Source organism: Euzebyella marina (assembly GCF_003687485.1).
Lineage (GTDB): Bacteria > Bacteroidota > Bacteroidia > Flavobacteriales > Flavobacteriaceae > Euzebyella > Euzebyella marina.
This window is the reverse complement of the sequence record NZ_CP032050.1, coordinates 1,283,698-1,308,711: the sequence shown is the minus strand read 5'-3', so window position 1 is coordinate 1,308,711 and position 25,014 is coordinate 1,283,698. Positions and strand designations below refer to the sequence as shown.

Annotated in this window: 25 protein-coding genes; 13 read left to right on the top strand and 12 right to left on the bottom strand. The window is 41.2% G+C overall.

Annotated features, from left to right (window positions below; genetic code table 11):
* Positions 1-221: 221 nt before the first annotated feature.
* The 4 genes from D1013_RS05275 to D1013_RS05260 form a co-directional block, all read right to left on the bottom strand.
* Positions 222-2,612, bottom strand: a complete 2,391-nt coding sequence (locus tag D1013_RS05275; RefSeq protein ID WP_121847874.1) for a sodium-translocating pyrophosphatase — start codon at positions 2,610-2,612, stop codon at positions 222-224.
* Between the two features lie 109 nt (positions 2,613-2,721).
* Positions 2,722-3,249, bottom strand: a complete 528-nt coding sequence (locus D1013_RS05270) for an inorganic diphosphatase (protein ID WP_121850614.1) — start codon at positions 3,247-3,249, stop codon at positions 2,722-2,724.
* Positions 3,250-3,451: 202 nt separating this feature from the next.
* Positions 3,452-5,953 carry a DUF5686 and carboxypeptidase-like regulatory domain-containing protein gene (locus tag D1013_RS05265; protein WP_121847873.1) on the bottom strand — a complete coding sequence of 834 codons (2,502 nt, stop codon included), beginning with the start codon at positions 5,951-5,953 and terminating at the stop codon, positions 3,452-3,454.
* Positions 5,954-6,059: 106 nt separating this feature from the next.
* On the bottom strand, positions 6,060-7,037 hold the full coding sequence (locus tag D1013_RS05260) for a pyruvate dehydrogenase complex E1 component subunit beta (protein WP_121847872.1): 978 nt from the start codon (positions 7,035-7,037) through the stop codon (positions 6,060-6,062).
* Positions 7,038-7,213: 176 nt separating this feature from the next.
* On the opposite strand from D1013_RS05260, the gene D1013_RS05255 reads away from it, so the two are divergent.
* The 4 genes from D1013_RS05255 (at position 7,214) to D1013_RS05240 (ending at position 11,159) form a co-directional block, all read left to right on the top strand.
* Complete coding sequence (locus tag D1013_RS05255; RefSeq protein ID WP_121847871.1) at positions 7,214-7,954, top strand: electron transfer flavoprotein subunit beta/FixA family protein; 741 nt, start codon at positions 7,214-7,216, stop codon at positions 7,952-7,954.
* Between the two features lie 44 nt (positions 7,955-7,998).
* Entirely contained in the window at positions 7,999-8,967 is a 969-nt protein-coding gene (locus D1013_RS05250; protein ID WP_121847870.1) for an electron transfer flavoprotein subunit alpha/FixB family protein, read from the top strand.
* 86 nt (positions 8,968-9,053) lie between these two features.
* Positions 9,054-9,683 carry a bifunctional nuclease family protein gene (locus D1013_RS05245; RefSeq protein WP_121847869.1) on the top strand — a complete coding sequence of 210 codons (630 nt, stop codon included), beginning with the start codon at positions 9,054-9,056 and terminating at the stop codon, positions 9,681-9,683.
* A gap of 33 nt (positions 9,684-9,716) precedes the next feature.
* Entirely contained in the window at positions 9,717-11,159 is a 1,443-nt protein-coding gene (locus D1013_RS05240) for a NupC/NupG family nucleoside CNT transporter (protein WP_121847868.1), read from the top strand.
* A 25-nt stretch (positions 11,160-11,184) separates the two neighbouring features.
* Here D1013_RS05240 and D1013_RS05235 read toward each other — a convergent pair whose 3' ends face one another.
* A complete protein-coding gene (locus tag D1013_RS05235) occupies positions 11,185-11,853 on the bottom strand; it encodes a class I SAM-dependent methyltransferase (RefSeq protein ID WP_225621567.1) in 669 nt (222 codons plus the stop codon).
* A gap of 9 nt (positions 11,854-11,862) precedes the next feature.
* A complete protein-coding gene (locus D1013_RS05230; protein ID WP_121847867.1) occupies positions 11,863-12,240 on the bottom strand; it encodes a Fur family transcriptional regulator in 378 nt (125 codons plus the stop codon).
* A gap of 91 nt (positions 12,241-12,331) precedes the next feature.
* Between D1013_RS05230 and D1013_RS05225 the strand changes: the two genes are divergently transcribed.
* From D1013_RS05225 to D1013_RS05205, 5 genes are all read left to right on the top strand, one after another.
* Positions 12,332-13,255 carry an NAD(P)/FAD-dependent oxidoreductase gene (locus tag D1013_RS05225; RefSeq protein ID WP_121847866.1) on the top strand — a complete coding sequence of 308 codons (924 nt, stop codon included), beginning with the start codon at positions 12,332-12,334 and terminating at the stop codon, positions 13,253-13,255.
* Positions 13,252-13,512, top strand: coding sequence for a hypothetical protein (locus D1013_RS05220; protein ID WP_121847865.1), 261 nt, complete (start codon positions 13,252-13,254; stop codon positions 13,510-13,512). The genes D1013_RS05225 and D1013_RS05220 overlap by 4 nt, the downstream gene beginning before the upstream one ends.
* The gene (locus D1013_RS05215) at positions 13,509-14,111 is read left to right on the top strand and encodes a class I SAM-dependent methyltransferase (protein WP_121847864.1); all 603 of its coding nucleotides are present in this window, start codon (positions 13,509-13,511) and stop codon (positions 14,109-14,111) included. Before D1013_RS05220 ends, D1013_RS05215 begins: the two co-directional genes overlap by 4 nt.
* A 60-nt stretch (positions 14,112-14,171) precedes the next feature.
* A complete protein-coding gene (locus tag D1013_RS05210; RefSeq protein WP_192466578.1) occupies positions 14,172-14,666 on the top strand; it encodes a GNAT family N-acetyltransferase in 495 nt (164 codons plus the stop codon).
* A gap of 98 nt (positions 14,667-14,764) precedes the next feature.
* Positions 14,765-15,589 (top strand): thymidylate synthase, encoded by an 825-nt coding sequence (locus tag D1013_RS05205; RefSeq protein ID WP_121850611.1) that lies wholly within the window; start codon positions 14,765-14,767, stop codon positions 15,587-15,589.
* 78 nt (positions 15,590-15,667) lie between these two features.
* On the opposite strand, the gene D1013_RS05200 is transcribed toward D1013_RS05205, so the two are convergent.
* Positions 15,668-16,756, bottom strand: coding sequence for a DUF6807 domain-containing protein (locus tag D1013_RS05200; protein WP_205601277.1), 1,089 nt, complete (start codon positions 16,754-16,756; stop codon positions 15,668-15,670).
* A gap of 55 nt (positions 16,757-16,811) precedes the next feature.
* Positions 16,812-17,411 carry a 3-keto-disaccharide hydrolase gene (locus D1013_RS05195; RefSeq protein ID WP_205601276.1) on the bottom strand — a complete coding sequence of 200 codons (600 nt, stop codon included), beginning with the start codon at positions 17,409-17,411 and terminating at the stop codon, positions 16,812-16,814.
* A 153-nt stretch (positions 17,412-17,564) separates the two neighbouring features.
* On the opposite strand from D1013_RS05195, the gene egtB reads away from it, so the two are divergent.
* Both egtB and D1013_RS05185 read left to right on the top strand, forming a co-directional pair.
* Positions 17,565-18,725 carry an ergothioneine biosynthesis protein EgtB gene (gene egtB / locus D1013_RS05190; protein ID WP_121847863.1) on the top strand — a complete coding sequence of 387 codons (1,161 nt, stop codon included), beginning with the start codon at positions 17,565-17,567 and terminating at the stop codon, positions 18,723-18,725.
* Positions 18,726-18,760: 35 nt separating this feature from the next.
* Positions 18,761-19,732, top strand: coding sequence for an L-histidine N(alpha)-methyltransferase (locus tag D1013_RS05185; protein WP_121847862.1), 972 nt, complete (start codon positions 18,761-18,763; stop codon positions 19,730-19,732).
* A 228-nt stretch (positions 19,733-19,960) separates the two neighbouring features.
* On the opposite strand, the gene D1013_RS05180 is transcribed toward D1013_RS05185, so the two are convergent.
* Together D1013_RS05180 and D1013_RS05175 are read right to left on the bottom strand one after the other, a co-directional pair.
* Positions 19,961-20,260 carry an isoamylase early set domain-containing protein gene (locus tag D1013_RS05180; protein ID WP_121850608.1) on the bottom strand — a complete coding sequence of 100 codons (300 nt, stop codon included), beginning with the start codon at positions 20,258-20,260 and terminating at the stop codon, positions 19,961-19,963.
* A 171-nt stretch (positions 20,261-20,431) separates the two neighbouring features.
* A complete protein-coding gene (locus D1013_RS05175; protein WP_121847861.1) occupies positions 20,432-21,520 on the bottom strand; it encodes an aminotransferase class V-fold PLP-dependent enzyme in 1,089 nt (362 codons plus the stop codon).
* Between the two features lie 67 nt (positions 21,521-21,587).
* Between D1013_RS05175 and D1013_RS05170 the strand changes: the two genes are divergently transcribed.
* On the top strand, positions 21,588-21,980 hold the full coding sequence (locus D1013_RS05170; RefSeq protein ID WP_121847860.1) for a 2TM domain-containing protein: 393 nt from the start codon (positions 21,588-21,590) through the stop codon (positions 21,978-21,980).
* Positions 21,981-22,039: 59 nt separating this feature from the next.
* Entirely contained in the window at positions 22,040-22,537 is a 498-nt protein-coding gene (locus D1013_RS05165) for a dihydrofolate reductase (protein ID WP_121847859.1), read from the top strand.
* Here the strand turns inward: D1013_RS05165 and murI are convergent.
* Both murI and pafA read right to left on the bottom strand, forming a co-directional pair.
* Complete coding sequence (murI, locus tag D1013_RS05160; RefSeq protein ID WP_121847858.1) at positions 22,534-23,322, bottom strand: glutamate racemase; 789 nt, start codon at positions 23,320-23,322, stop codon at positions 22,534-22,536. The two genes, D1013_RS05165 and murI, sit on opposite strands and share 4 nt — an antisense overlap.
* Before the next feature lie 8 nt (positions 23,323-23,330).
* On the bottom strand, positions 23,331-24,989 hold the full coding sequence (gene pafA / locus D1013_RS05155; RefSeq protein ID WP_121847857.1) for an alkaline phosphatase PafA: 1,659 nt from the start codon (positions 24,987-24,989) through the stop codon (positions 23,331-23,333).
* Positions 24,990-25,014 lie beyond the last annotated feature (25 nt).

Sequence of the window (25,014 nt, the reverse complement as noted above, 5' to 3'; positions counted from 1 at the left end):
CAAATTTAAGCAATACAAAGGTTTTACTGCTTTTCGTCGGTCCTGTAATTTGGTATAATGTCGCATTATTACGAAACCACCATCCTACCCTTTGAAAAATATAAAAACCAAAAAGTAAAAGCCAAGTTTTTAAGAATTACCCACCCGTCGTAACCGGAATCATCAGAAATAAAAAAGGCTACCCGTAGGCAGCCTTTCTCACATGTTCAAGTTGAGGATGTTCACTTACGAACATCAATACTTTCAATAGTTATTTCTACATCAGAGCCTTTTTCAGTATTAGCCTGATTCTCAAATTCCTTTAACTGTTTTTTTACCTCTTCAGAACTACCGGAAAATGTTTTCTCTTCGCTGAACTTTTGTCCGTTGACCACTTTGGTATATGCAATGGTCGCTTCAGCAAGCCCGTCTTTCTGTTCGGTCTGCATCTCTATTTTTATCTCCTTTTTGTCAATATCGCCAGCCATTCCCGAAACGTCATTGGCTATACTAGGCGCAATTACCAATGCCACTACTGACATTAATTTTAAGAGAATGTTCAGCGAAGGTCCCGAGGTATCTTTAAAAGGATCTCCAACGGTATCTCCTACAACGGCAGCTTTATGCGCGTCGGTACCTTTTCTACCCTGTTCTTCAATCATTTTTTTGGCATTATCCCAAGCGCCACCGGCATTGGACTGAAATATGGCCATCAAAACCCCGCAAGTCGTTACACCGGCCAAAAGACCGCCCAACATTTCAGCACCGCCTAAAAACCCGACAGCCACAGGTACCGCAATGGCCAACAGACCAGGAAGTACCATTTCTTTAATGGAAGCCTGAGTTGAAATGGCCACACACTTTTCGTATTCTGCAAGACCATCGGCCTGATCAAAAATGGCTCTTTGTTCGGGTGTCGCCTTTGACATATCAGAATCAACTTGCCGCATTACTTCCAAGGCCGCTTTCAGCTGGGGAATATCCCTAAACTGACGGCGTACCTCTTCAATCATAGCCATGGCTGCCCTACCCACAGCATTCATTGATAGTGCAGAGAAGACGAATGGCAACATACCGCCCACTAATAGACCGGCCATTACCGTTGGTTTTGAAACATCGATGCCCGTAACGTTTGCTGTTTGCATGAATGCTGCGAACAATGCCAGTGCAGTTAAGGCGGCAGAAGCTATCGCGAAACCTTTACCTATGGCGGCAGTCGTATTTCCTACAGCATCCAATTTATCGGTTCGTTCTCTCACCTCACTAGGTAGTTCAGACATTTCTGCAATACCACCTGCGTTATCGGAAATTGGCCCGTAAGCATCAACGGCCAGCTGAATTCCCGTATTGGCAAGCATACCAACGGCAGCAATGGCAATACCGTAAAGACCGGCGAACATATGCGAAATAATAATAGCCGCAGCAATGATTAGAATAGGGAACATGGTAGACATCATTCCCACACCCAAACCTGCAATGATATTGGTTGCCGAACCTGTTTCAGATTGTTTTACGATGGAGTTTACGGGTTTGGTACCCGTTCCAGTATAATATTCGGTTACCTTACCTACTGCTAAACCAGCTACAAGACCGGCTATTACGGCATAGAACACACCCATGGCAGTGTAAGACTCACCTCCAAGGTTCCAGCTTTCCGGAAGCATCATGGTAATGAGAAAATAAGACGCCACCAACATCAAACCTGCAGAACCAAACTCACCAATATTTAAGGCTGTTTGAGGATTTCCGCCTTCCTTTACCTTCACAAAAAAGCTACCTACAATAGACATGATAATACCTATAGCAGCCAAGACCAAAGGAAGATAAACGGCCCCAAGACCATCAAATGCACCACCAAAAGCATCGATTTGCACAAAGGCTGCACCCAGCACCATCGTTCCTATTATAGAACCTACATAAGACTCGAACAAATCAGCCCCCATTCCGGCCACGTCACCAACATTATCTCCAACGTTATCTGCAATGGTAGCAGGATTTAAAGGGTGATCTTCAGGAATACCGGCTTCTACCTTACCAACCAAATCGGCCCCGACATCGGCAGCCTTGGTATAAATTCCGCCACCCACACGGGCGAAGAGCGCAATGGAGGAAGCCCCTAGAGAAAACCCGGAAAGTACGTTGAGTACTTCACCTATACTCCATCCTTGTCCGCTATAAATCATAAACAGACCGCTAAGTCCGAGAACTCCTAGACCTACTACACCGAGCCCCATTACGGCGCCACCTGCAAAAGCTACTTCCAAGGCTTTTCCTAGTGAAGTTCTAGCGGCATTGGTAGTTCTTACATTGGCCTTGGTAGCCACCTTCATGCCAATAAAGCCTGCTAAAGCGGAACAAATGGCCCCTACAATAAACGATACGGCCACCATTCCGTTAGAGCCTTCTTCGCTGCTGCCTTTAAAGAAAAGCAATACCGCAACGGCCACCACAAAAACAGATAAGATTTTATATTCGGCCTTAAGAAAAGACATTGCCCCATCGGCAATGTTTTTAGCGATCCTGGCCATTTTTTCATCGCCAACTTCCTGCTTGCCTACCCAAGCATTTTTCCAGACTACAAAAAGCAGTGCCAGCACACCGAATACCGGTAAAAACTTTACGATCAATTCCATTATTACTTTGGTTTAGTTAAAATAATGGCACCTAAAGTAGTAAAATAGAATTAAATAAAAAAAGCCCTATTATATCAATAATAAGGCTATATTCTAAGCGGAATTTTAACTATATCGTAAAAGTTCGCTTCTTTTTTAAATCACTATCATTATAGCGCTTCACGCACTCTTGATATATTTTTACGGCCTCTTCGGCATTGCCCCATCCACCGGTATCAACTTTCTTTTCCTCTAAGTCTTTGTAAACCTGAAAGAAATGCTCGATTTCCTTTAGTCTATGAGGATTCAAATCGCTAATATCATTGTTATTGCTCCAAATTGGGTCGGAAACGGGAACGCATATCAACTTTTCATCGGGACCTTTTTCATCGGTCATATGGAAAACTCCGATGGGCTTCACCTCCATCACTACCATGGGGTAAGTAGGTTCGGTACCCATTACCAAAACGTCTAGCGGGTCTCTATCAAGGGCCAAGGTCTCAGGTACAAAACCATAATCACCTGGATACATCATGGATGAAAAGAGCATACGGTCGAAGCGAATCTTGTTCAAGACAAAATCGTACTCGTATTTGTTTCTACTACCTTTTGGAATTTCTATTAAAACATCGAAAGTTATATTCGTTTTCTTTCCCATTTTTGTGGATTTGTTTAAAGCCGCGAAGGTACGAAAAATGGAAGCCATGAGGTGCTCGATGACCAAAAAAACGAGGCTTTTCAAGAAACAAATCCAAGGCTTTTAAATTTCAAGACATTTAATTGCAAATAACTTAGAAAACAGAGGAAAACACCGAAAAAAGTGCAGCATTCAAGAGGAAGCCTTATCGAAAAACCAGCCTTTAGAAATCGAAGCCGAAAGTTCCGGTAATACTAAAGGGTCGCGCATCTGGCGCATCAAGATAATTACCCCTAAAGTTGAAATCGATTCGAAGTATCTTAAAGATGTTTCCTATACCGAACGAATATTCATAGTACACCTTGTCATCAGGTGCCTGAAGCGGAGTATTGATGGCCGCCGGGGCGCTCAAAGCGATGTTCTCATCCGACAAGGTTCCCCAAACTCCTCGCAGACCAACTACTTCCCGAAGGTTTAGTTTGCGCAATAAAGGTATTCTTGCAAACAACCTTCCGTTAAAATTATGTTGGAGATGAAGGGCCACATAGGTGTCCGTTACAAATTCGTAAAAGTCGAGATTCGGAAAAGTACCATAGTTAGAAAAAAAAGTTTGGTTACCTGGTATAACATTTAATAACCCCAACGGAACGGCCCCGAAAGTCTTACCAACTTCTAAGGTGCTATATAGTCTACCAAAGCCCCCAATCTGCCATGGCTGACTATATGCAAATTGCACCTTGCTATAATCGAAATCACTACCAAATATACCCTCAGTACCTTTGGTGTAGTTCAAAAGCAACGTGCTATAGTTGTCATTGATAGTTCGTCTTTCAACCCCATAACCAATCGTTCTTTTACCGGGAGTGTAGATCAAAAGCGCATTAAAATCGAACTGCCTAATGGTTGATGCTATACCAGATGGCTCTTCCGGGTCAATATAATCGAGACTGAAATCGTCAGGCAAGGCGGAGCTTAAAGTTCTAAAAGTACCCCCTACCCCAATACGAAGATTGGTAATAGGTTCCATCTCAAAATCAAGCTTACTGAGGTTAATATTGGTCAGGCGATTGTTCGCACCAACTGTCACCAATGACGAGGAGGCAATACTACGGCCCAATACATCATTAGTCGCCGTTAAGCTTACCCCTAATTGCTCAATATCCCTTCGGTTACCACCGGAGATAATCAACCGAGATTTTTTATCTAGTAGAAACTTGCCCGAAGTGCCGTACTTGAACTTTTGATCACTAAAGCCATAGGCCATATACCCTTCAAGCCTCCACAGGTCGTTTTCACCAAAATAGGTTCGGGAACCCAATCTCAAACGCGGGCCCTCTGCTTGGTTATAGCCAAAAACGTCATAGACCGAGCCGACATCCATATTCCATTTATCAATCTCAACGTAGCCGGAACCTAGAATACTGACAAGATTATAATAGGACTTAAATTTAGGCACGGTTTTTAGGGTGTCCAACAACTGGTAAATGCCCTTCTCATCTTTATTTAAACTCTCAAGACGATTGTTCGACCAAAAAGAACTATCCCTGTTTTGCACAATGGGATCGTAAGGGTTACTTTCTGTCTTGTAAAAGTCTCGAGGGTGCTTTTTATCAAACTCATAATTACCGTACACCGTGGTACGCTTACCATACACCCCTCGCGACTTCTCTTTTTTGCTAAAGCTGAAATCACTCATCATGTAATCACGCTTCAACAAAAAGACAGAATCATTGACTACCTCAAAATCTTGCTCAATGTAAATTTCTTTAACCCAGTTAATATTGGCACTTTTAGTTACCTCAAGATTAATGTTCTTAATGGCATAGGTTGAATCGTTTACCCAAAAATCACCTTTGAAAGTAAGCTCGTTTTTTCTTCGGGGATAGTATACAATGTTGTAACACCATTTGTTATCGATAAAAGCACTATCTCGTAAGGCATAGTTATACGTATCGACCCCTGTTCTTGAAAGCGGACTGGTAAAGCTCTTATCAAAAAATTTCAAATAGTTGTCATAAATATCATAGTCTTGATACAGATCGGCAATAAACCCAATGATGGCCTGGTTGTTATCAAAGCCAGAGTTCTTATTGCCCAAAACATCTTCTTTTTCTTCAGATATGACATTATCACCATAAACCTTCGAGAAGGTTTCGTTCAAGAAAATGGGCAAATAAGTCTTACCGGTGATTCTAGAGGTATCTAAATCTTGAAACACGAATTCGAGGCCCTTGAAAATCTTTCTTTTCATCAAGGCACTATCGATCGTATTGAGATCGAACTCTACTTTTTCATATTTATCGTAAGCGTATTGCTTGAACTGACGCACCCCGTTCTGACGCTTCTTTGCCCAGATTTTTTTTAGAATCTCAACTGCGGGATTGTTCTTTTTCGATTGTTTTCCGGCGAAGACCACCACTTCCTGTAACTGTTCGCTCGACTCTTTGAGCTGAACTTTCATATTGTAGTTGACTTTTTGGGTCAACGGTATCAATAGGTCTTCATAACCTATAAAGGAAACTACCAACGTATCATGCGTGGTATCTGACTCTAGATAAAAGCTACCGTTATCATCGGTAATAGTGCCTTCGTACGAATTTTTAAAAAGAATATTGGCAAAAGCCACCGGATCATTGTTTTCATCAATAACCGAACCTCCGACCTTACTCTGGGCAGTAGCAACAAAAGCAAACAAAAGTAAAAGGGGTAAAAGGAGTCTCTTCATTCACATACGATTCTCGCAGGGGGTATAAGCAAATAGTATACCATAAAAAAAGCTTCGCCGGCCACAGGGCCGACGAAGCAAAAGTACCTTTACAAATTGGTATAGCTTATTTATATAACACTTTCTTAACAGCGTTAACAACATCTTCTGAATTTGGCAACCATTCTTCCAACAATACTGGAGAATAGGGCGCTGGAGTATCGGCTGTATTGATTCTTTCGATAGGAGCATCCAAATAATCAAACGCATGCTTCTGAACATGAAATGTAATCTCGGTAGAAACGTTGCCAAATGGCCATGCTTCTTCTAAAATGATCAACCTATTGGTTTTCTTTACAGATTTCAGAACACTTTCGTAATCTAGTGGCTTAACAGTTCTCAAATCAATTATTTCAACGCTAATACCTTCTTCCTCTAATTTTTCTGCCGCCTTGTCAGCTTCTTTGATAATCTTTCCGAAAGAAACTAAAGTTACATCGCTTCCTTCTCTTCTAATATCTGCAACACCTAACGGAATAGTGTACTCACCTTCGGGAACCTCACCTTTGTCTCCGTACATTTGTTCCGACTCCATAAAAATCACAGGGTCATCATCCCTAATGGCCGATTTCAACAACCCCTTCGCATCTTTTGGGTTGCTCGGCACCACTACTTTTAAACCGGGGCAGTTGGCATACCAACTTTCAAAGGCTTGAGAGTGGGTAGCTGCCAATTGACCGGCAGAAGCGGTAGGCCCACGAAAAACGATCGGGCAAGCGAACTGACCACCTGACATTTGACGAATTTTCGCTGCGTTGTTAATAATTTGGTCAATACCTACCAAAGCGAAGTTGAAGGTCATGAACTCAATTATAGGGCGGTTACCAGTCATGGTAGAACCAACGCCAATACCTGCAAAACCAAGTTCGGCTATCGGCGTATCGAGCACGCGTTTTGGCCCAAACTCATCAAGCATACCTTTAGAGGCCTTGTAAGCACCATTATATTCGGCCACCTCTTCACCCATTAGATAAACAGATTCGTCTCTTCTCATTTCTTCCGACATGGCCTCGGCAATGGCTTCCCTAAATTGTAACGTCTTCATATGATATGGTGTGTGTCTTTTAATTAATTAGCTAAAATGGCAAGCAAAAATAGGAAAATATATGGCAATTCATTTACCCTAATCCCCAAAAAAGAAACAAAAAAATACTATGCATGCATAGTATTTTAGGAAAAGAATATGTATCTTCGTGAGGTCATTTTAAAAGAGTAATATAGATGAAAATACTTGTTTGCATTAGTAACGTTCCCGATACGACCTCAAAAATAAACTTTACCGATGGCGATACCAAATTTGATACCAACGGTGTTCAGTTTGTTATCAACCCAAATGATGAATTTGGTCTTACCAGGGCTATGTGGTTCAAAGAAAAACAGGGCGCTACAGTTCATATTGCAACTGTGGGCGATGCTTCTGTCGAACCGACAATGCGTAAGGCACTCGCTATAGGTGCCGATGAAGGCATTCGAATCAATGCCGTGCCTACCGATGGTTTCTTTGTTGCCGAGCAATTAGCCAATGTTATAAAGGATGGTGGCTATGATCTGGTCATTGCAGGAAGGGAATCTATCGATTATAACGGAGGAATGGTGCCAGGAATTTTGGCCAGCCTCTTGGGAATGAACTTTGTGAACACTTGTATCAGCCTCGAAGTTGACGGAAGTACCGCCACTGCGGTTCGTGAAATTGACGGAGGAAAAGAGAAGGTTCAGGCAGAGTTACCTTTAGTAATCGGAGGTCAGAAAGGTTTGGTCGAGGAAAGTGACCTTAAAATTCCGAACATGAGAGGAATCATGATGGCCCGTAAAAAGGCACTTAACGTGGTAGAACCCGTTGATGCCACCAAGGCGACGGTAGATAGCAAGTTCGAGAAACCGGCCCCAAAAGGTGCCGTAAAGCTGACCGATTCGGTAGACGAACTAGTTTCACTATTGCACAACGAAGCCAAGGTCATTTAATAAACCGTACCATTCACTCAATTTCAATTCCAAAAAAGAAAAAAATGTCCATTTTAGTATATACAGAATCCGAAAACGGAAAATTCAAAAAAAATGCCTTTGAAGTTACTTCGTATGCCAAAGCGGTAGCCGAACAACTGGGCACATCGGTAACTGCCATTTCTTTTAATGCCGAAGAAAATGAAAGCTTGGGCACCTATGGGGCCGAAAAAGTACTGGCGGTATCGAACGACCGATTAACGACTTTCAATGCCGAAGCATACGCAAAGGCTATTGCCGAAGCCGCCGAAAAAGAAGGCTCGCAAGTAGTGGTTGTCAGCTCTAGTGCCAATAGCAAGTATTTGGCGCCGATATTAGCGGCCAAATTAAAAGCGGGTTACGCCCCTAATGTGGTTGAAGCACCGAGCAGCACCTCACCCCTTACCGTGAAGCGAACTGCCTTTAGTAACAAAGGGTTTGCCTTTACCGAGATTACCACCGATAGAAAGATTATTGGGGTAAGCAACAATGCATTCGGACTTAATGAAACTGGAGACACAGCCAATGTAGAGGACTTTGCCCCTACTCTAGATGACGCCGACTTTTCAGTAACTTCTGTGGAGGTAGACAAAATTGCCGGTAAGGTTTCAATCGCCGATGCTGAAATAGTAGTTTCCGGCGGTCGTGGCTTGAAAGGACCTGAAAACTGGGGAATGATTGAAGAACTTGCCGAAGTGTTAGGTGCGGCAACGGCCTGCTCTAAACCGGTATCCGATATGGGCTGGCGCCCTCATGGCGAACACGTAGGCCAGACCGGAAAACCGGTAGCTTCCAACCTATATATTGCTATAGGAATATCCGGAGCCATTCAACACCTGGCCGGAGTAAGTGCCAGTAAGACCAAAGTGGTCATTAATAACGACCCCGAGGCTCCTTTCTTTAAAGCTGCCGATTACGGTATCGTGGGCGATGCATTTGAAATAGTACCTCAACTCGTCGAAAAATTAAAGGAATTTAAAGCACAAAACGTTTAATTTTTGTTAATTTGCCCCCCTGAAAGGGCTGTTTAAATAAAGGTTACGCCCATATTTAAACAGCCTTTTTGTATTTTTAAGATACTATGAGCTTAGTCAGGTTAAAAATAAAAGGCATCTCTTACAGTCAGACCCAAAATGGGGCTTACGCCCTTATACTCAATGAGGTAGAAGGTGACAGAAAACTGCCTATTGTTATTGGGGCCTTCGAAGCGCAAAGCATTGCTATTGCCTTGGAGAAAGAGATAAAACCTCCTAGACCATTGACCCATGACCTGTTCAAGAATTTTGCAGACCGTTTCGATATTGTGATCAAGCAAGTGATCATTCACAAATTGGTAGACGGTGTTTTCTATTCAAGTATCATTTGCGAGCGCGATAAGATCGAAGAGATTATCGATGCCCGCACCAGCGATGCCATTGCCTTGGCATTACGTTTCAACGCCCCCATTTTTACCTACAAAACCATTTTGGATAAGGCCGGTATTTACCTAAAGTTCTCGTCAAAAGAGAGCGAAAAAGAAGATAACGACGATAGTATTGTGGTCGATGAAATACTTCAAGAAGGTGAAACCGTCGAAATCGACTCAGGCGCTACCGATGGTTTTACTGAACTTACCGTAGAAGAACTCAACAAAGAACTCGATAAGGCCGTAGCTAACGAAGACTATGAGAAGGCGGCCAAACTGCGTGACGAAATTTCAAAGCGCAACTGAACCGAACGTTAATTTTAACCTGCAAGCGAATCTATGAATGTTAGACTTTGTATAATTCTGCTTGCCCTTTGTACCTTTTTTCCAGTTTTGGCCCAAGAAACCCCCGCACCTTCGATTGAGTCTACGACTATAAATGACATTATTCAGGCATCTGCCGAAATTGTACCCAACCAGGGCTTCAGCATAGATAGCTTATGGCGAGGTATTATGGGTATGGCCGTGCTTTTGGTCATCGCATTTTTTTGCAGCGCCAATCGCAAGGCCATCAATTGGAAAACCGTGGGTATAGGCCTGTCGCTACAACTTCTTATAGCGATTGGTGTTTTAAAGGTTTCATGGGTTCAGATGGCTTTTGAAGCCGTAGGCGAGGTCTTTATCAGCATACTAGGTTTTACCCGTGCCGGTAGTAAGTTTCTTTTTGAAGGCTTGGTTGTCGACACCAATACCTTTGGCTACATTTTTGCTTTTCAGGTATTGCCTACCATTGTTTTTTTCTCTGCTTTGACTTCCCTACTGTTTTATCTGGGCGTTATTCAAAAGGTGGTTCGCGCGATGGCTTGGTTATTATCGAAAAGTTTGGGCATTTCCGGACCTGAAAGTCTTTCCGTCGCAGGAAATATTTTCTTGGGTCAAACGGAGGCTCCTTTGTTGATTAAAGCCTACCTAGAAAAAATGAACCGCTCAGAAATTCTGTTGGTCATGATTGGCGGTATGGCTACTGTAGCTGGAGCAGTTTTAGCGGCATATATCGGTTTTTTAGGTGGAGAGGATGAAGCCCTGCAATTGGTTTTTGCCAAACATTTGTTGGCTGCCTCTGTGATGGCGGCCCCGGGCGCCATCGTTATTTCCAAAATGCTTTATCCGCAAACGGAATCGGTCAATACCGATGTAGAGGTTTCTACCGAAAAAATCGGGTCTAACATGCTCGATGCCATTGCCAACGGAACTACAGAAGGACTACGACTGGCAGTGAACGTGGGTGCCATGTTATTGGTTTTTGTCGCATTGATCGCCATGGTCAATGGCATTTTGGAATGGACAGGAGACCTCACAACAATTAACGGGTATATTGCCGAACATACGGCCTACGACAAACTTTCACTTGAAGCGATTCTAGGTACTATTTTCGCCCCCCTTATGTGGTTGATAGGCGTCAATTCAGAAGATACTATGTTAATGGGGCAGTTATTGGGCATCAAGTTGGCCGCTAGTGAGTTTGTTGGTTATATACAACTTGCCGAATTGAAAGACCTGACCACCGGCGCTAACCTTCGCTACAACAAATCGGTAATCATGGCTACCTATATGTTATGCGGTTTTGCCAATTTTGCTTCGATAGGCATACAGATTGGAGGTATCGGTTCGTTGGCCCCAGGTCAGCGAAAGACTCTTTCAGAGTTTGGTATGCGTGCCGTGTTAGGCGGCTCGATTGCCTCTCTTTTATCTGCTACCATTGCCGGAATGATTTTGGGATAAAATCAGTTTCCCCTAGAAGGTTAGATTAAAATTCATAAAGAATTGTCACAATTCTTCCCTTGCCATCTTTGGGGAATACCTCAAGTAACCTTTCTTGCGACTTGACTTTCAAATTAAATGGAGGCGCCTCCACATTAACCCCACTCTGCTTTTTTAGTCGAATACCTTGTCCTGAGATAATATTCTTGTTGGGAATAAAGTCCCCCTCAGGTAAATGTTCTGTGAGGATAACATATTGGTATTGATGTAGTTTTTCCAATACTTTCAGAATCTCTTCGTTCGAAAGGTGTTGAAGCACTTGGCGTAAAATGGCGCAATCTGCCGATGGTAGTATTTCTTGAGCGATATCCAAGCAACGGAATTCCAAATTCGACCGTGGGAATTGGGATTTATTATGATCTATCAGTTCATGAACAATATCCACCCCAATGTAGTGAGAACAAAAGGGCAGCAGCTCCTTTCCTACATTAAAGTCGCCACAGCCTAAATCACAAACAGAAATAGGATTTTTGAACGAACCTAAAAATTCTTGAACAGCTTTCAGCCAAGGCATAACCAAACTTTGTTCATGAGAACCTTCTCCTGAAAAAAACGCGTGTCCTATTCCTCCCCACAAATTTTTCTCATAAATCTGGGCCATGACATCTTTGGTAGGCCATGGTTTTTTATCCTTTTTGTCCTTCTTGTTTTCCAATACAAAAAATTAAGCCGCACAATCTTTACAGGTACCTGAAAGCACACAGTTCACCCCACTTACAAGATATCCCGAAGGGGGTGTAAAATCAACAGGTATCGGCAAGCACTCGATGGTTTCACAATTTAGGCACCGAAAATGAAAGTGATTTCCGGCCATGGCCTTATCTTCACAATTGGTACAGATGGCGAAGTATTGCTTTCCATTATCAGCTACGACCCGATGTAAGATGCCATCATCACAAAATCGGTTCAAGACTCGGTAGACAGTTGCCCGATTGATATCGGTCTGTATTTTATTCTCTATAGCCTCCCGACTCATGGCTTTCCCCGTTTTTGACAATACTTCAAGTACGGCTTCTTTTGTTTTAGTATTTCTACGCTCCATTTATAAATGCGATTTATTCGCTTTTTTATTGCGACTTATTTGCAATAATAAGAATTTTAATACCTTTGTACAAGATAAAAATTCAAATAGCATGAATACCGGAACCATATATGACGTCATTATTGTCGGAGGCAGTTATGCGGGCCTATCAGCGGCCATGGCCCTAGGCCGTTCGCTGAGAAAGGTTATCATTATCGACAGTGGGCTACCTTGCAATCGGCAGACACCCCATTCTCATAATTTTATTACCCAAGACGGAAAAACACCGAAGGAAATTTCAGAACTGGCTCTAGACCAAGTATTGAATTACGATACCGTAACTTCTATAAAAGATTTGGCTTTGCGTGCCACCGAAATCAACGGTAGTTTCAAAATAGAAACTGCTTCGGGCAGTGAGTATAGTGGAAGAAAACTCATCTTCGCGACAGGAATCAAAGACCTGATGCCTGCCATTAAAGGATTCTCTGATTGTTGGGGTATTACGGCCATTCACTGCCCCTATTGTCATGGGTACGAATTCAAGCATCAAAGAACAGGAATCATGGCGAATGGAGAAAGAGGTTTTCATCTAGCATCTTTGGTTAAAAACCTAACGGACGAACTAACTATTTTCACTAATGGAAATAACGATTTTATCGATGTCCAAACCTTGCAATTAAAGTCGAATAATATACAGGTTAACGATAAGAAAATCATCGAACTAGTCCATAAAAAAGGTACTATACAGAAGGTGGTTTTTGATGAGGGTAGTTCTCAAAACCTAGATGCCTTGTACGCATCTATTCCTTTTGAACAGCATTGCCCCATTCCCCAGCAACTAGGCTGCGAGCTAGATGACATGGGGTACCTTTCGGTAGACCCCTTTCAACAGACTAGTTTAAAAGGTGTTTTTGCCTGTGGAGATAGTACTACCCGACTTAGGTCGGTTGCCAACTCGGTCAATAGCGGTAACATTGCTGGCGCCATGGCCAACAAAGAATTGGCAGAAGAAGAGTTTTTAATACCTACCCTATGATTGAGGTCTTCATCACCAACTTGACAAATGAATTTGAAGCCAAAAAAGTATTCAATCTCTTGACGGAAGCTTTTCCTAACCTAAAGGTGGATTATGATTTCGACGAAACTGGATTGCCATACCCTTGTGGCCATACTATCATTCGAGTTGAAGGTTCTTATCTTAACGCAGCAGATATAATGAAATCGATCAGGCAAATAGGTTTTCAATGTGAAATTCTAGAAGATATAATCTGCCCTAAGAAGTCGAAACTATGAACGAGTTCTGGGAAAGCAATTTTAAGGAAAAGGGGGAAATGTGGGGTGAACAACCTTGCAAATCGGCCCAATTGGCTAATCAATTCTTTATTGAAAACAAGCTTAATAAGATTCTAGTGCCCGGGATAGGTTATGGCAGAAATGCCAAATTGTTTCAGGATAACCGAATGCATGTAACAGGCATCGAAATCTCGCCAACGGCCATTGGCATCGCAAAAAGATTTTTAGACGACAACACCGTTATCTATGAGGGCTCTGTTGACCATATGCCGTTTGATCATGATTCTTATGATGCCATCTATAGTCATGCCCTTCTGCATTTACTTGACGAACCTCACCGAAAGAATTTTATAAAAGCTTGCTATGACCAACTCAAATCAAAGGGTTTTATGTTATTTACGACCATTTCTCAAAATGCCCTATCCTATAGAAAAGGTGAGCAAGTAGGCGAAAATCGCTTTGAAATTCATAAGGGTGCTCCTATTTACTTTTACGACAACGATTCTTTAATGGTCGATTTTAAACCATACGGACTCATTGACATAACAGAAATTCAAGAAGATCACCCCATGTATCTAGTTAAATGTCAGAAACCATAAATAAAAAACTCAGACGTAGAACCTATCTTTACAGTACTCCATTATCTAAAATCAACAGCTGTGATTATTCGACTAGCGTCAAAAAACGATTACGAGTCCATTTGGCATATATTTTCTCAAGTGGTCAAAGATGGAAAGACCTATGTTTTTAGTCCTGACACCACTAAAGAAGAATTTGAAACCTATTGGTTATCAGCACCCATAACCACTTTTGTGGCCGAAGAGGAGGGCAAAATAGTTGGCACTTACGTCATTAAACCGAATCATGTCGGTCTTGGTGACCACATTGCCAACTGTAGTTATATGGTAAGTGAATCCACTCAGGGTAAGGGCATCGGTAAAATGATGTGTGCCCACTCCATTGATTATGCCACTGAAAAAGGTTATCAGGCGATACAGTTCAACATCGTCATTAGCACGAATGTCGCGGCCATTGCCTTATGGAAGAAATTCGGATTTCAGATTATAGGTACCATACCAAAAGCCTTTCGGCATTCCCAACTCGGGCTCGTCGATGCACATATCATGTTCAAGCAACTTGACTTTCAATCATAGTTGATTCTCATCAGCTCTCCAACAGTTGATAATTGGTAATAACTCGGACTAATTGATTTTTGAGGTTCATGGGGTGTTTTTATAATTTTACGCTTATCATGAAACAGTATCACGACTTACTTAAGCACGTTCTAGAAAACGGCAATCAAAAAGGAGACCGTACGGGCACCGGAACCAAAAGTGTTTTTGGTTATCAAATGCGATTTGACCTAAGCGAAGGTTTTCCGATGGTGACCACCAAAAAATTACACTTAAAATCCATTATTTATGAGTTGCTCTGGTTCTTAAAAGGAGATACCAACATTGGCTACCTTCAAGAAAACGGAGTTCGTATTTGGAACGAGTGGGCGGACGATAATGGAGATTTAGGCCCAGTATATGGCCACCAATGGCGTAATTGGAACAATGACGAGATCGATCAGATAAAAGAAGTCATTGAATCATTGAAAAACAACCCGAACAGTAGGCGCATGTTGGTTTCAGCATGGAACCCTAGCGTATTACCAGATACTTCAAAGTCGTTTGCCGAGAATGTAGCCAATGGAAAAGCGGCCCTTCCGCCATGCCACGCCTTCTTTCAATTTTATGTAGCGGACGGAAAACTATCTTGCCAATTGTATCAGCGAAGCGCCGATATTTTCTTGGGAGTACCTTTCAACATTGCTTCATACGCACTTTTTACCATGATGATGGCGCAAGTTTGCGGTTATGAGGCCGGAGAGTTCATTCATACCTTCGGAGATGCCCATATATACAACAATCATATGGAGCAGGTAGAATTACAGTTAAGCAGAGAACCTAGGCAACTACCTAAAATGATTCTGAACCCGGAAATCAAAGACATTTTTGATTTTAACTTCGAAGATTTTACACTTTTAGATTATGACCCGCACCCACATATTAAAGGTGCTGTAGCGGTATAAACTGAAAACTTTCAAAAAATAAAAATCCGGATGAAGGCCCTACCTTTCATCCGGATTTTTTATGACCGATGTATTCTGTTATTTTACAAAATCGTCGTAAATCGTGTTCAGGTCAGAGGCAGATACATCTCCGTTAGCAACTACAATTCGATGCTTAAAGGTAGTGCTCTCTCCCTTTTTCAACTCAAAATTGAGCTTTTCTTTACCATTGCTAAATACTTCTTGACCAAGAGGGTTGGCCGCAAAAAGCCCATATCCCCTAGAATGCCAATAGGTAGGGTATCCCACATTTTCCTTATGGTCCATGATGGCCAGAGCAATCTTCTCCTCCCCAATATTCGAATAAAGATCGACCCATTTTGAGCGCTTGCCCCAAGTATCCAATCCTTCGACACCTTCGGCACTTACATAATTACCGTTGACCCCTTCATTGTTCAATACTGCAACAGGCGTTGGGTTTCCGTTGGCATCCGTAAAAACTACAGGTTCATCAGAAGGCAGTTCTAGAGCCCTGGTAACACGAATACCTAACATTCCCTCCTTGTTATCCTTGAATAGAACGTCTTCATTTTGAGCTGTCAAAGTTGTAATACGGTCAATGCAGTATACCGAGTCTTTTCCTCTAAATACAAAGGTGGTATTCTCCTTTAAAAGCACAGTGCCGTCGGGTGCCTGCCAATCCATACTTACCTTTAGACTCCCCTGTTCATCGCCATCTTCAACAGCATCGATCGACTTATGTAAAATAGTACCGTACTTATCGCGCTGCTCTACTTTGATAGAATCGCTGTTATTCCAAAAATCGAGACCGTTTACATCACCATAGTTGAACCAAACGCCTACATGATGCGGGTGGTCGACCCTTTCACCCGTAGAAGGCTCTAATGGAAATTTACGAGTAATCTTGGTACCGTTAGGGGTCACCAACGGGTACAGAACAGGCTTTTTAATGTTTTGAGGATATTGATAGGATGTAAACAGTTCTCCATCAATGGTAACATCAACTCGCCTATCACCTTCATTGGCGACCAGTTGAATTCGCTTTTCAGTTTCTTGAGGCATAGCGGTTTCCTCTTTTTTTGTTTCACCCTTACAGGAAAAAAACAATACGGATAGACCTAGGCCTAATAGAGATTTTACGCTGTAAGAAATAGATAATTTAATCATTGTTAATTGGGTTTGGTATTACTTTCTTGGGTTTTGAAAAAAGTTGTGTTATCGATTACCTTAATTCGGCAATTTTAATATTCTTGAAGCTTGTAGTCATATCTCTGTTAGGGTGCAATTGCAACCCGATCGGGCCTTCTTCAGGTACATCGCTTGCCTCATAAGTAACTACTTGCTGACCGTTGAGCCATACGGTATAGATGTTATCAACCGCCTTAATTTTAATGGTGTTCCATTCATTGGGTTTCAAGATATCGGCCACACCTTCCGCTTCTACCGGGTAGCCTTTGCCAACGATATATGGCGACCCCGTCATATCTCTTTTTAGAGAACCTGAAATACCCATCTGGATCTGTTGCGCTTCTTCCCTCAGAAATATACCGGTATCTACGGTTCCTTCCCCATATAAAAAATCGGCTTGAACAACGAAATCGTTGTAGTCTTTATCCGTCCATAAAATAGAACCCGTTTTTTCAGGATCACTTTTAGCGTGCAGCACACCATCATCGATGGTCCACCATACATTGTTTTCCGGTTCGACCCAGCCCTTAAAATTCTTTCCGTTGAAGGCCTTCTTTAACTTGGCCTCTTGGGCTTGACCCCAATGCAATACCCCGAAAACCAAGAGCATGGCAAAGCATAATTTTCTCATCATTTTAATAGTTTTAATTTCGATTGAGCTATGAAAATAGACAATTATTCGTAAATCGTTATTGAGGTCAGCATTTATTTGCGTTAATCTAAATGTTTTATGGGTTCTTTCTTGAAAATGCATAATGTGTATCTTTAAAAAAGTAAACACCTTCCCATGATTTTGACCGATTCTCTACTCGATTTTTTTTTAGAAACTAGAAAGCATACCGAAGAAATCTGCGCCCCTCTTGAGATTGAAGATTACGTAGTACAACCCATTGAAGACGTTTCACCGCCCAAGTGGCATTTGGGTCATACTACTTGGTTCTTTGAAGAGTTTATTCTTAAGCCACATGCCGAAAACTATCAACTGTTCAATGACGATTTCGCCTTTGTTTTCAATAGTTACTATGAATCGGTGGGTAAACGGGTGGTACGCTCGAATCGTGGCAACCTCTCAAGACCAGCGGTAAAAAAAGTTTATAACTATCGTGAGTACGTTACTCGGGCAGTAAAAGAGCTTTTTGAGAAAGAGCAACATCAAAATCTTTATCCATTGCTTGAAATCGGTATTCATCACGAGAAACAACACCAAGAACTATTGCTTACAGATATTAAATTTATATTGGGCAATAACCCCTTGTTACCCCCATATCAAAAAGACTTTAATTGTCACCAACCTGAAAATCATTTACAGGAATGGATAGCCGTTGATGAAGGCATCTATGAAATTGGCCATAATGGTAACGGATTTGCTTACGATAATGAAGAGGGAAGACACAAAGTATATCTACAACCTTTTATTATTTCAAACAAACTGGTTACCAACCATGATTTTATTGAATTTATTGAGGCCGATGGGTACAAAAAATTTGAACTCTGGCATGCAGAAGGTTGGGATTGGGTTAAGAGGGAAGAAATTACCGCCCCACTTTACTGGCATTTTATTGAAGGAGAATGGCATCATTATACCTTACAGGGTTTGGTGAAGGTAGACCCCAACGCTCCGGTTACACATGTATCATATTATGAAGCTTTTGCCTTCGCCCAATGGAAAGACTGCCGGTTACCTACCGAATTTGAATGGGAAGCTGCCCAATCAAAATTCTCATGGGGCAAAAGATGGGAATGGACAGAAAGTGCCTACCTGCCCTACCCTAACTATCAAAAAGCGGCCGGGGCGCTAGGGGAGTATAACGGTAAATTTATGGTCAATCAAAAAGTATTGCGGGGCGGCTCCACAGCTACCCCTCAGAAACACACCCGCCCTACCTATCGCAATTTTTTTCAACCTCCTTTACGATGGCAATTTACCGGTTTTCGTTTAGCGAGATAATCTGTAGGTTTTTCATTTTCAATACGACTTAAATTATGCAAGAAGTTATCTCACCCATGATAGAGACCCAATTTGAAAAAGACGTTAGGCAGGGCTTGACCGATTTTCCAAAGTACCTTTCATCTAAATATTTTTATGATAAAAAAGGAGATGCATTGTTTCAAAAGATAATGCACATGCCAGAGTATTACTTAACCGATTGTGAATTCGACATCTTCAGCCAAAACAAGTCTGAAATAGCAGAAAAGTTCGCATCAGGAGGCCAACCCTTTAAGCTTATAGAACTTGGGGCCGGCGATGGAAAGAAAACCAAAATATTGCTACGTCATTTTTTAGAAAAAAAACTTGATTTCACCTACCAGCCTATAGACATTAGTTCAAATGTATTAGAAGGACTCGAAAATTCTTTACGTGAAGAAATTCCTGAAGTGAAAGTTATTCCTAAGCAAGGCACCTATTTTGAAGCTTTGAGGGAGATTACCGATGCCAATGGTGTTCGCAAAATAATTATGTTCTTGGGCAGCAACATAGGTAACTTGCTTCACAACCAAGCCATTCTATTTTTGAAGGATGTTCAAGCATTGATGAACAAAAACGACCTTTTATTCATTGGGTGCGACTTAAAGAAAAATCCGAAAACCATATTAGATGCCTACAATGATCCGAATGGCATTACGGAAGCCTTTAATAAAAACGTGCTAATACGAATCAATAATGAATTAGGCGGAAATTTTGATTTAGACACTTTCATTCATTGGGAAGTGTACGACCCCGAAACAGGAACTGCCAAAAGTTACCTGGTTTCTAAAATTGACCAAGAAGTGAAGATTGAAGCCTTGGAACTTAAAGTTCAATTTAAGGCCTGGGAAACTATACATACCGAAATCTCACAAAAATATGACGACTCGACCGTTCACTGGTTGGCACAACAATCAGGGCTCGAAATCTGCGATCAGTTCACCGATAGCGAGCAATTGTACAAGAACTATGTATTGAGAAGAAAGTAATTCAATATACTACTTCTCCGATAAATAATTCCCTATAGGAAAATATTTCAAACCCTACTTTAGACCATTGTTAATTAGTAAAGGATATCTTACCACCCCTATATTCCTATTCCGGTGGTGCGGAGAACGGCTTGTACAATAACCTTCCTACACCAAAAAATAGCAGGTAAAAAAGAAAGCCGGTCATAAAAAATGTACCGGCCTTTTCTATTATGCTGGTACTATCAATTATAGTTCTAGAACGGCATTCTCGCCGCCAGCGTAATCGTTCCATTTGTAACCATCGGCCTCAGCCTCGTTTACATAAGAACCATCGATGATATATTTGAATTCGTAAGTAGATTCTTTTGGAAGCTCTAAAGTTCCTTTAAAGTTTCCGTTCTTTAACTTCTTTAATGCACTTTCTTTATTTGCCTTCCAGTTATTGAAATCACCTACTACTGCTACTTTTTTTGCTTCTTCGGCAGGTACGGTAAATGTAACTTTGCAAACCGGTCTGCTCTTTAAATATTGTTTTGAAATTGCCATGGTAAACGTTTTTAATTCTGTTATGTTTCTTCTGTTAAGTTGAAACAAAACTAACATATTAATATCCTCATATCCAATGATTAAGATATTTTTATCATTTTCACAATTATAAGGTAACATTTAGTCATATCGCCCAAAAAAAACCCAACGTATTTTTCTTTTAGGTAAGAATTAAACCACTGATTGTAAAATTTTTACCGTGTCGTCAATATCCGATTCGTTGTTATAGAAATGAAAACTCATACGAATACCATTTCCTCGTTGAGAAGCAAGCACGCCTTCATCAGTCAATTTCTTAAAAACCTCATCGCCACCGCTGATATTGAATATGGTACTATGCGAATTTCGCTTCAGAATATCATCGTTCAACAACCCTAAACTATTATAAGCCGACTTGGACTTTTGAGATAACATTTTAAGATGTTGCTCAACTTTTGACATGCCCAACTTTTCTAAATATTCCAATGAGAATTTAAGGCTTCCGAAATTAAGGGTATCTAAATGACCGGGTTCAAAATGTTTCGCAAAACTGATATCATCCCTTCCGTCCAGATTGATATTAGACGAATAAAAACCCGTGGTTTGTACTTTAGAAAGGTGGCGAACATGATCTTTAAAAAGCATAAAACCATTACCATACCCTGAAATCAGCCATTTATAGGCGCTGGTGCCCAGCACGTCTAAGGGTGATTCTTCAAAATTGAATTGTTCGGTACCACAATACTGCGTTCCATCGGCAATTATCACAAGATCAGGAAATTCTTCTTTTACTTTTTTTAGAAAACCCATCTCCAATTTAATACCGCTGGCCCACTGAACTAAACTCAACGCCAAAACCGAGAATTTTTTGCCCCTCAATTTATCGAGAATATTTTCTTCGATTTGCCCATCAAGTTCAGCATAATCAAGCTGAAACCCTCTACACTCAAATGGCCAGTTGACCGAAGGGTAATCATCTTTGACCAAAAGTATGTGGCTTTCAGTATTCAATCCCTCCAATAAAATATTTAGACCTAAAGAGAAGTTCTGAACCAAGGCTGTATTCTCAATTTTGCTACCGAAAAATCGTGCAACCGTTTCCTTGGTAGCAGGCAACAACTCTTGCATTGATTTGGTTTTCATTTTACTTCCACCAATCAAAAAATCAAGATCATGTTCTTGACGCCAATTCATTAGAGGCTCGCTCAAGAGACCTGCTGAAGCAGTATTGGCATAAATGTATTGATGTAGTACGGGAAAGTGTTTTCGAGTGTTCTCCATAGTTCATTTTGGTAAACTTGATTCACGTATCTTTGTGATAATACCCATATCAAAGATAGCCATATACATGTTCTCGAAAAACAAAAAGAAAACGGAAGTGGAGATTGAACAGCATGAGTTGCTAGAAAACGCCCAACATCGAATCAAGCAAAAAAAGCGTTTGTACGTTCACTTTGTCATCTTTTTGATAGGAAGCGTTTTTCTTATTTTCATCAATAAAATATTAAACTATTGGGAAACCTATGATTGGTTCATTTGGGCCATCACCTTTTGGGGATTTCTCTTTGCCATACATCTTTTCAATGTATTTGTTACCCAGAAATTTATGGGCAAGGAATGGGAGCGTCAGCAACGTGAAAAATTAGTGGCCAAACAAAAAAGACGCATAGCCGAATTGCAAAAAGAAATAGAAACCGATTTTCCGATCTCTAAAGTAAACAAGAAAGAAATAGAGCCTTAGTTCGGCACGTTAGTTGCAATTTCCAATTAAAAAACAAAGATTTAGTGAGTACCGTATGTATGATTGCCGCCGCAGCTGAAGACAATGCATTGGGCAAAGACAATGATTTACTGTGGCATTTGCCTGATGACTTTAAGCGTTTTAAAAGGCTTACTTCGGGTCACCCCATCATTATGGGCAGAAAAACCTTTGAGACCTTTCCGAAACCGTTGCCCAATAGAGAGCATATAATTATAACTAGGGATAAAGATTATCGCACAGATTTTAACGACTGCAAGATTGTTCACTCTTTGGAAGAAGCCCTGCATCTCGTTAGAGAGCTGCCATTGTCATACATCATTGGTGGTGGTGAAATTTATAAGATTGCCGAACCTTTTAGCAATAAAATAGAGCTAACAAGGGTTCATGCGGCTTTTGATGACGCCGACACCCATTTTCCTGAAATCGACCTTAACACTTGGGTTTTAACGGAAGAAGAATACCACCCAAAAGATGAAAAGCATTCATATGCCTTTTCTTATTTGACCTACGTGAAAAAAGAAAGTGAAAAGAACTAAAAATCTAGAACGGAAACATTATAATCCGTTTCGCCATTCATCACAAAACTCTCTAATACGTGAATATTGGCGTTGGTATAAAATCGATGATAGGCTTTGGAACGTTGAGAGGCTAACAGTCCGTTTTTGTTCAAAATAGATTTTGTCTGTCGCGCTACCGCCTCGCCAGAATCTATTATTTGAACGGATTCTGGGAGTATTTCCTTCAAAATAGGAACCAAGTACGGGTAGTGGGTACAGCCTAAAACCAAGTAATCGATTCCCTCATCAATCATAGGTCGCACATGTTTGAGTAGCAACTTTCTTGTTTCTTGAGAATCTACTTTACCCTCTTCTATCAATTGTACAAGACCTGTACCTTCTCGCACAATAACATTAATGCCACTGGCATGTATTTCTGAAGTACTATGAAACAAAGAACTGGCTAAAGTACCTTTAGTGGCCAAAACACCAACGGTTTTTGTTTTAGATTGAAGTGCTGCTGGTTTAATAGCAGGCTCTATACCTATAAACGGCACATCATAGTTTTTTCTCAAATAATCGATGGCATTGGTGGTAGCCGTATTGCATGCCACTACAACCAATTTACAGTCGTTCTTTAGCAGTACCTCTGTATTTTTGATACTCAAACGTAAAATGTCATCCTTACTTTTTTCTCCGTAAGGTGCATTTTTACTATCCGCAAGGTATATGGTGTTCTCGAATGGTAGCAATTTCTGGATTTCCCTCCAGATGGAAGTTCCTCCAACTCCTGAATCGAATATGCCTATCGGATTATCTCTCATCAATCTAATTACTCTAACGCTTGGTATACGGGCGTACCGGTTGTTCCGTTAGGGAACGAAATACCAAGCAATGCCGCTATGGTCGGCGCAATATCATCTATTTCGGTTCGCTCAACCGTACTACCTTTTTTTACGCCTTTGCCATACAATAGAAAGGGTACATGGGTATCATAAATCTGTGGCGACCCATGAGTAGAACCTGTTTTTGAATAACTAATAGTAGCCGGTTTCAATACCACCAAAATATCTCCTGATCTTTTTTGGTTATACCCATTTTGCAAAATATATGGTATACCTTGGGTATAATTATTCTGCCACATTTGATAGGCGGTATAGGTACGGTCAATACCGTCATAACTCAATAATTCTTTGGCCAAGGTTTCCTGTACTTCCTGAAGGTTCAGTTCTAAATTCTTGATAACCTCATGGTTCAGAAAAAACTGATAGTTAGAAAAGCTTTTGATCAAGTCTTTGGTGCCATAAGTAAACTCGATAAACTTATCGAAGTCTTTTCGTATATCCTTCCATTCTACATATCCTGCAGGTATCTTTTGGTCAATCAAGTAAGCTGGCACCTCGATAGCAGCATGATCGGCACTTAGAAATACCGTATAATCTTCTTTACCTACTCTTTTGTCAAGCTCTTTGAACAATCGCGCTAAATCTTCATCTAGCCGTAAGTATGTATCTTGAATTTCTTTGGAGTTTACTCCGAACATATGCCCGACATAGTCGGTACTTGAGAAACTTACAGCTAGAAAATCAGTAACATTATCAGCTCCTAAGCTTTCTTTTTCCAAAGCCTCAATAGCAAAATCGGTGGTAATGGTATTACCGTAAGGGGTAGATTTTAAGAGGTTATAGCCCCCATTTTTGTCCCACAACTTAGGAAGATCGTGAGGAAAGACGGGTGTAGTTTCACCATCAAAAAGACCTTCATAGGCATTGTTATCGGTTCCGCTCTCAGCGTACTCACCGATTTTTTTCAAGGTCTCCCAAGGCTTTTTATATTTCTCCAAGTAATTTGAAGAGTTTAAATCGTCGACCCATTTTGGTAACGAATTCATGTAATAACTACTGGTAATCCATTTACCGGCATCAAACCAATAGGCGGCATTGGCCGTATGCCCCCCGGGAAGCACTGCGCCCCTATCTTTTAATGCCACGGCAATCGTCTTGCCACGCATTTGTGTGTGAAGCCTTAATTCGTCTGTAATGGTAGTCACGTTCATGCGATGAGGAGACATCTTGCCGGCATCTGAATCAGTGCCAACCGATGTTTGGGTGGTATCTGAAGCGCAATAGACTGAACTGTCGCTCTCTTTGTCATACCAATTATTACCGATGATACCATGCATCGCAGGCGTGGTACCTGTATATACCGAGGTGTGCCCTGGGCCTGTGCTCGTAGGAGCATAATTATAATGGTGGTTCTTGCTGTTGAATCCCTTTTGCACAAATCTTTTAAAACCGTCTTCACCGTAGTGGTTCCAGAATCGGGTTATATAATCGTAGCGCATCTGATCGACTATGATGCCCACAACCAGTTTTGGAGTTGTCTTTGGCTCTATCGACTCTTCTTTTTGCTTACGCTGGCCTTGAGCATTTAGTACTAATAAAAAGCTTAAAATGGTTAAAAAACGTGGTGTTTGGAATGTTTTGGGCATACTAAAAATTTAATAGGGGCAAAAG

Bases quoted from the DNA above. Each gene is read 5' to 3' on its own strand.
- D1013_RS05275 (WP_121847874.1), bottom strand. From the start codon at position 2,612: ATGGAATTGATCGTAAAGTTTTTACCGGTATTCGGTGTGCTGGCACTG.
- D1013_RS05270 (WP_121850614.1), bottom strand. From the start codon at position 3,249: ATGGGAAAGAAAACGAATATAACTTTCGATGTTTTAATAGAAATTCCA.
- D1013_RS05265 (WP_121847873.1), bottom strand. From the start codon at position 5,953: ATGAAGAGACTCCTTTTACCCCTTTTACTTTTGTTTGCTTTTGTTGCT.
- D1013_RS05260 (WP_121847872.1), bottom strand. From the start codon at position 7,037: ATGAAGACGTTACAATTTAGGGAAGCCATTGCCGAGGCCATGTCGGAA.
- D1013_RS05255 (WP_121847871.1), top strand. From the start codon at position 7,214: ATGAAAATACTTGTTTGCATTAGTAACGTTCCCGATACGACCTCAAAA.
- D1013_RS05250 (WP_121847870.1), top strand. From the start codon at position 7,999: ATGTCCATTTTAGTATATACAGAATCCGAAAACGGAAAATTCAAAAAA.
- D1013_RS05245 (WP_121847869.1), top strand. From the start codon at position 9,054: ATGAGCTTAGTCAGGTTAAAAATAAAAGGCATCTCTTACAGTCAGACC.
- D1013_RS05240 (WP_121847868.1), top strand. From the start codon at position 9,717: ATGAATGTTAGACTTTGTATAATTCTGCTTGCCCTTTGTACCTTTTTT.
- D1013_RS05230 (WP_121847867.1), bottom strand. From the start codon at position 12,240: ATGGAGCGTAGAAATACTAAAACAAAAGAAGCCGTACTTGAAGTATTG.
- D1013_RS05225 (WP_121847866.1), top strand. From the start codon at position 12,332: ATGAATACCGGAACCATATATGACGTCATTATTGTCGGAGGCAGTTAT.
- D1013_RS05220 (WP_121847865.1), top strand. From the start codon at position 13,252: ATGATTGAGGTCTTCATCACCAACTTGACAAATGAATTTGAAGCCAAA.
- D1013_RS05215 (WP_121847864.1), top strand. From the start codon at position 13,509: ATGAACGAGTTCTGGGAAAGCAATTTTAAGGAAAAGGGGGAAATGTGG.
- D1013_RS05205 (WP_121850611.1), top strand. From the start codon at position 14,765: ATGAAACAGTATCACGACTTACTTAAGCACGTTCTAGAAAACGGCAAT.
- D1013_RS05200 (WP_205601277.1), bottom strand. From the start codon at position 16,756: ATGATTAAATTATCTATTTCTTACAGCGTAAAATCTCTATTAGGCCTA.
- D1013_RS05195 (WP_205601276.1), bottom strand. From the start codon at position 17,411: ATGATGAGAAAATTATGCTTTGCCATGCTCTTGGTTTTCGGGGTATTG.
- egtB (WP_121847863.1), top strand. From the start codon at position 17,565: ATGATTTTGACCGATTCTCTACTCGATTTTTTTTTAGAAACTAGAAAG.
- D1013_RS05185 (WP_121847862.1), top strand. From the start codon at position 18,761: ATGCAAGAAGTTATCTCACCCATGATAGAGACCCAATTTGAAAAAGAC.
- D1013_RS05180 (WP_121850608.1), bottom strand. From the start codon at position 20,260: ATGGCAATTTCAAAACAATATTTAAAGAGCAGACCGGTTTGCAAAGTT.
- D1013_RS05175 (WP_121847861.1), bottom strand. From the start codon at position 21,520: ATGGAGAACACTCGAAAACACTTTCCCGTACTACATCAATACATTTAT.
- D1013_RS05170 (WP_121847860.1), top strand. From the start codon at position 21,588: ATGTTCTCGAAAAACAAAAAGAAAACGGAAGTGGAGATTGAACAGCAT.
- D1013_RS05165 (WP_121847859.1), top strand. From the start codon at position 22,040: ATGATTGCCGCCGCAGCTGAAGACAATGCATTGGGCAAAGACAATGAT.
- murI (WP_121847858.1), bottom strand. From the start codon at position 23,322: ATGAGAGATAATCCGATAGGCATATTCGATTCAGGAGTTGGAGGAACT.
- pafA (WP_121847857.1), bottom strand. From the start codon at position 24,989: ATGCCCAAAACATTCCAAACACCACGTTTTTTAACCATTTTAAGCTTT.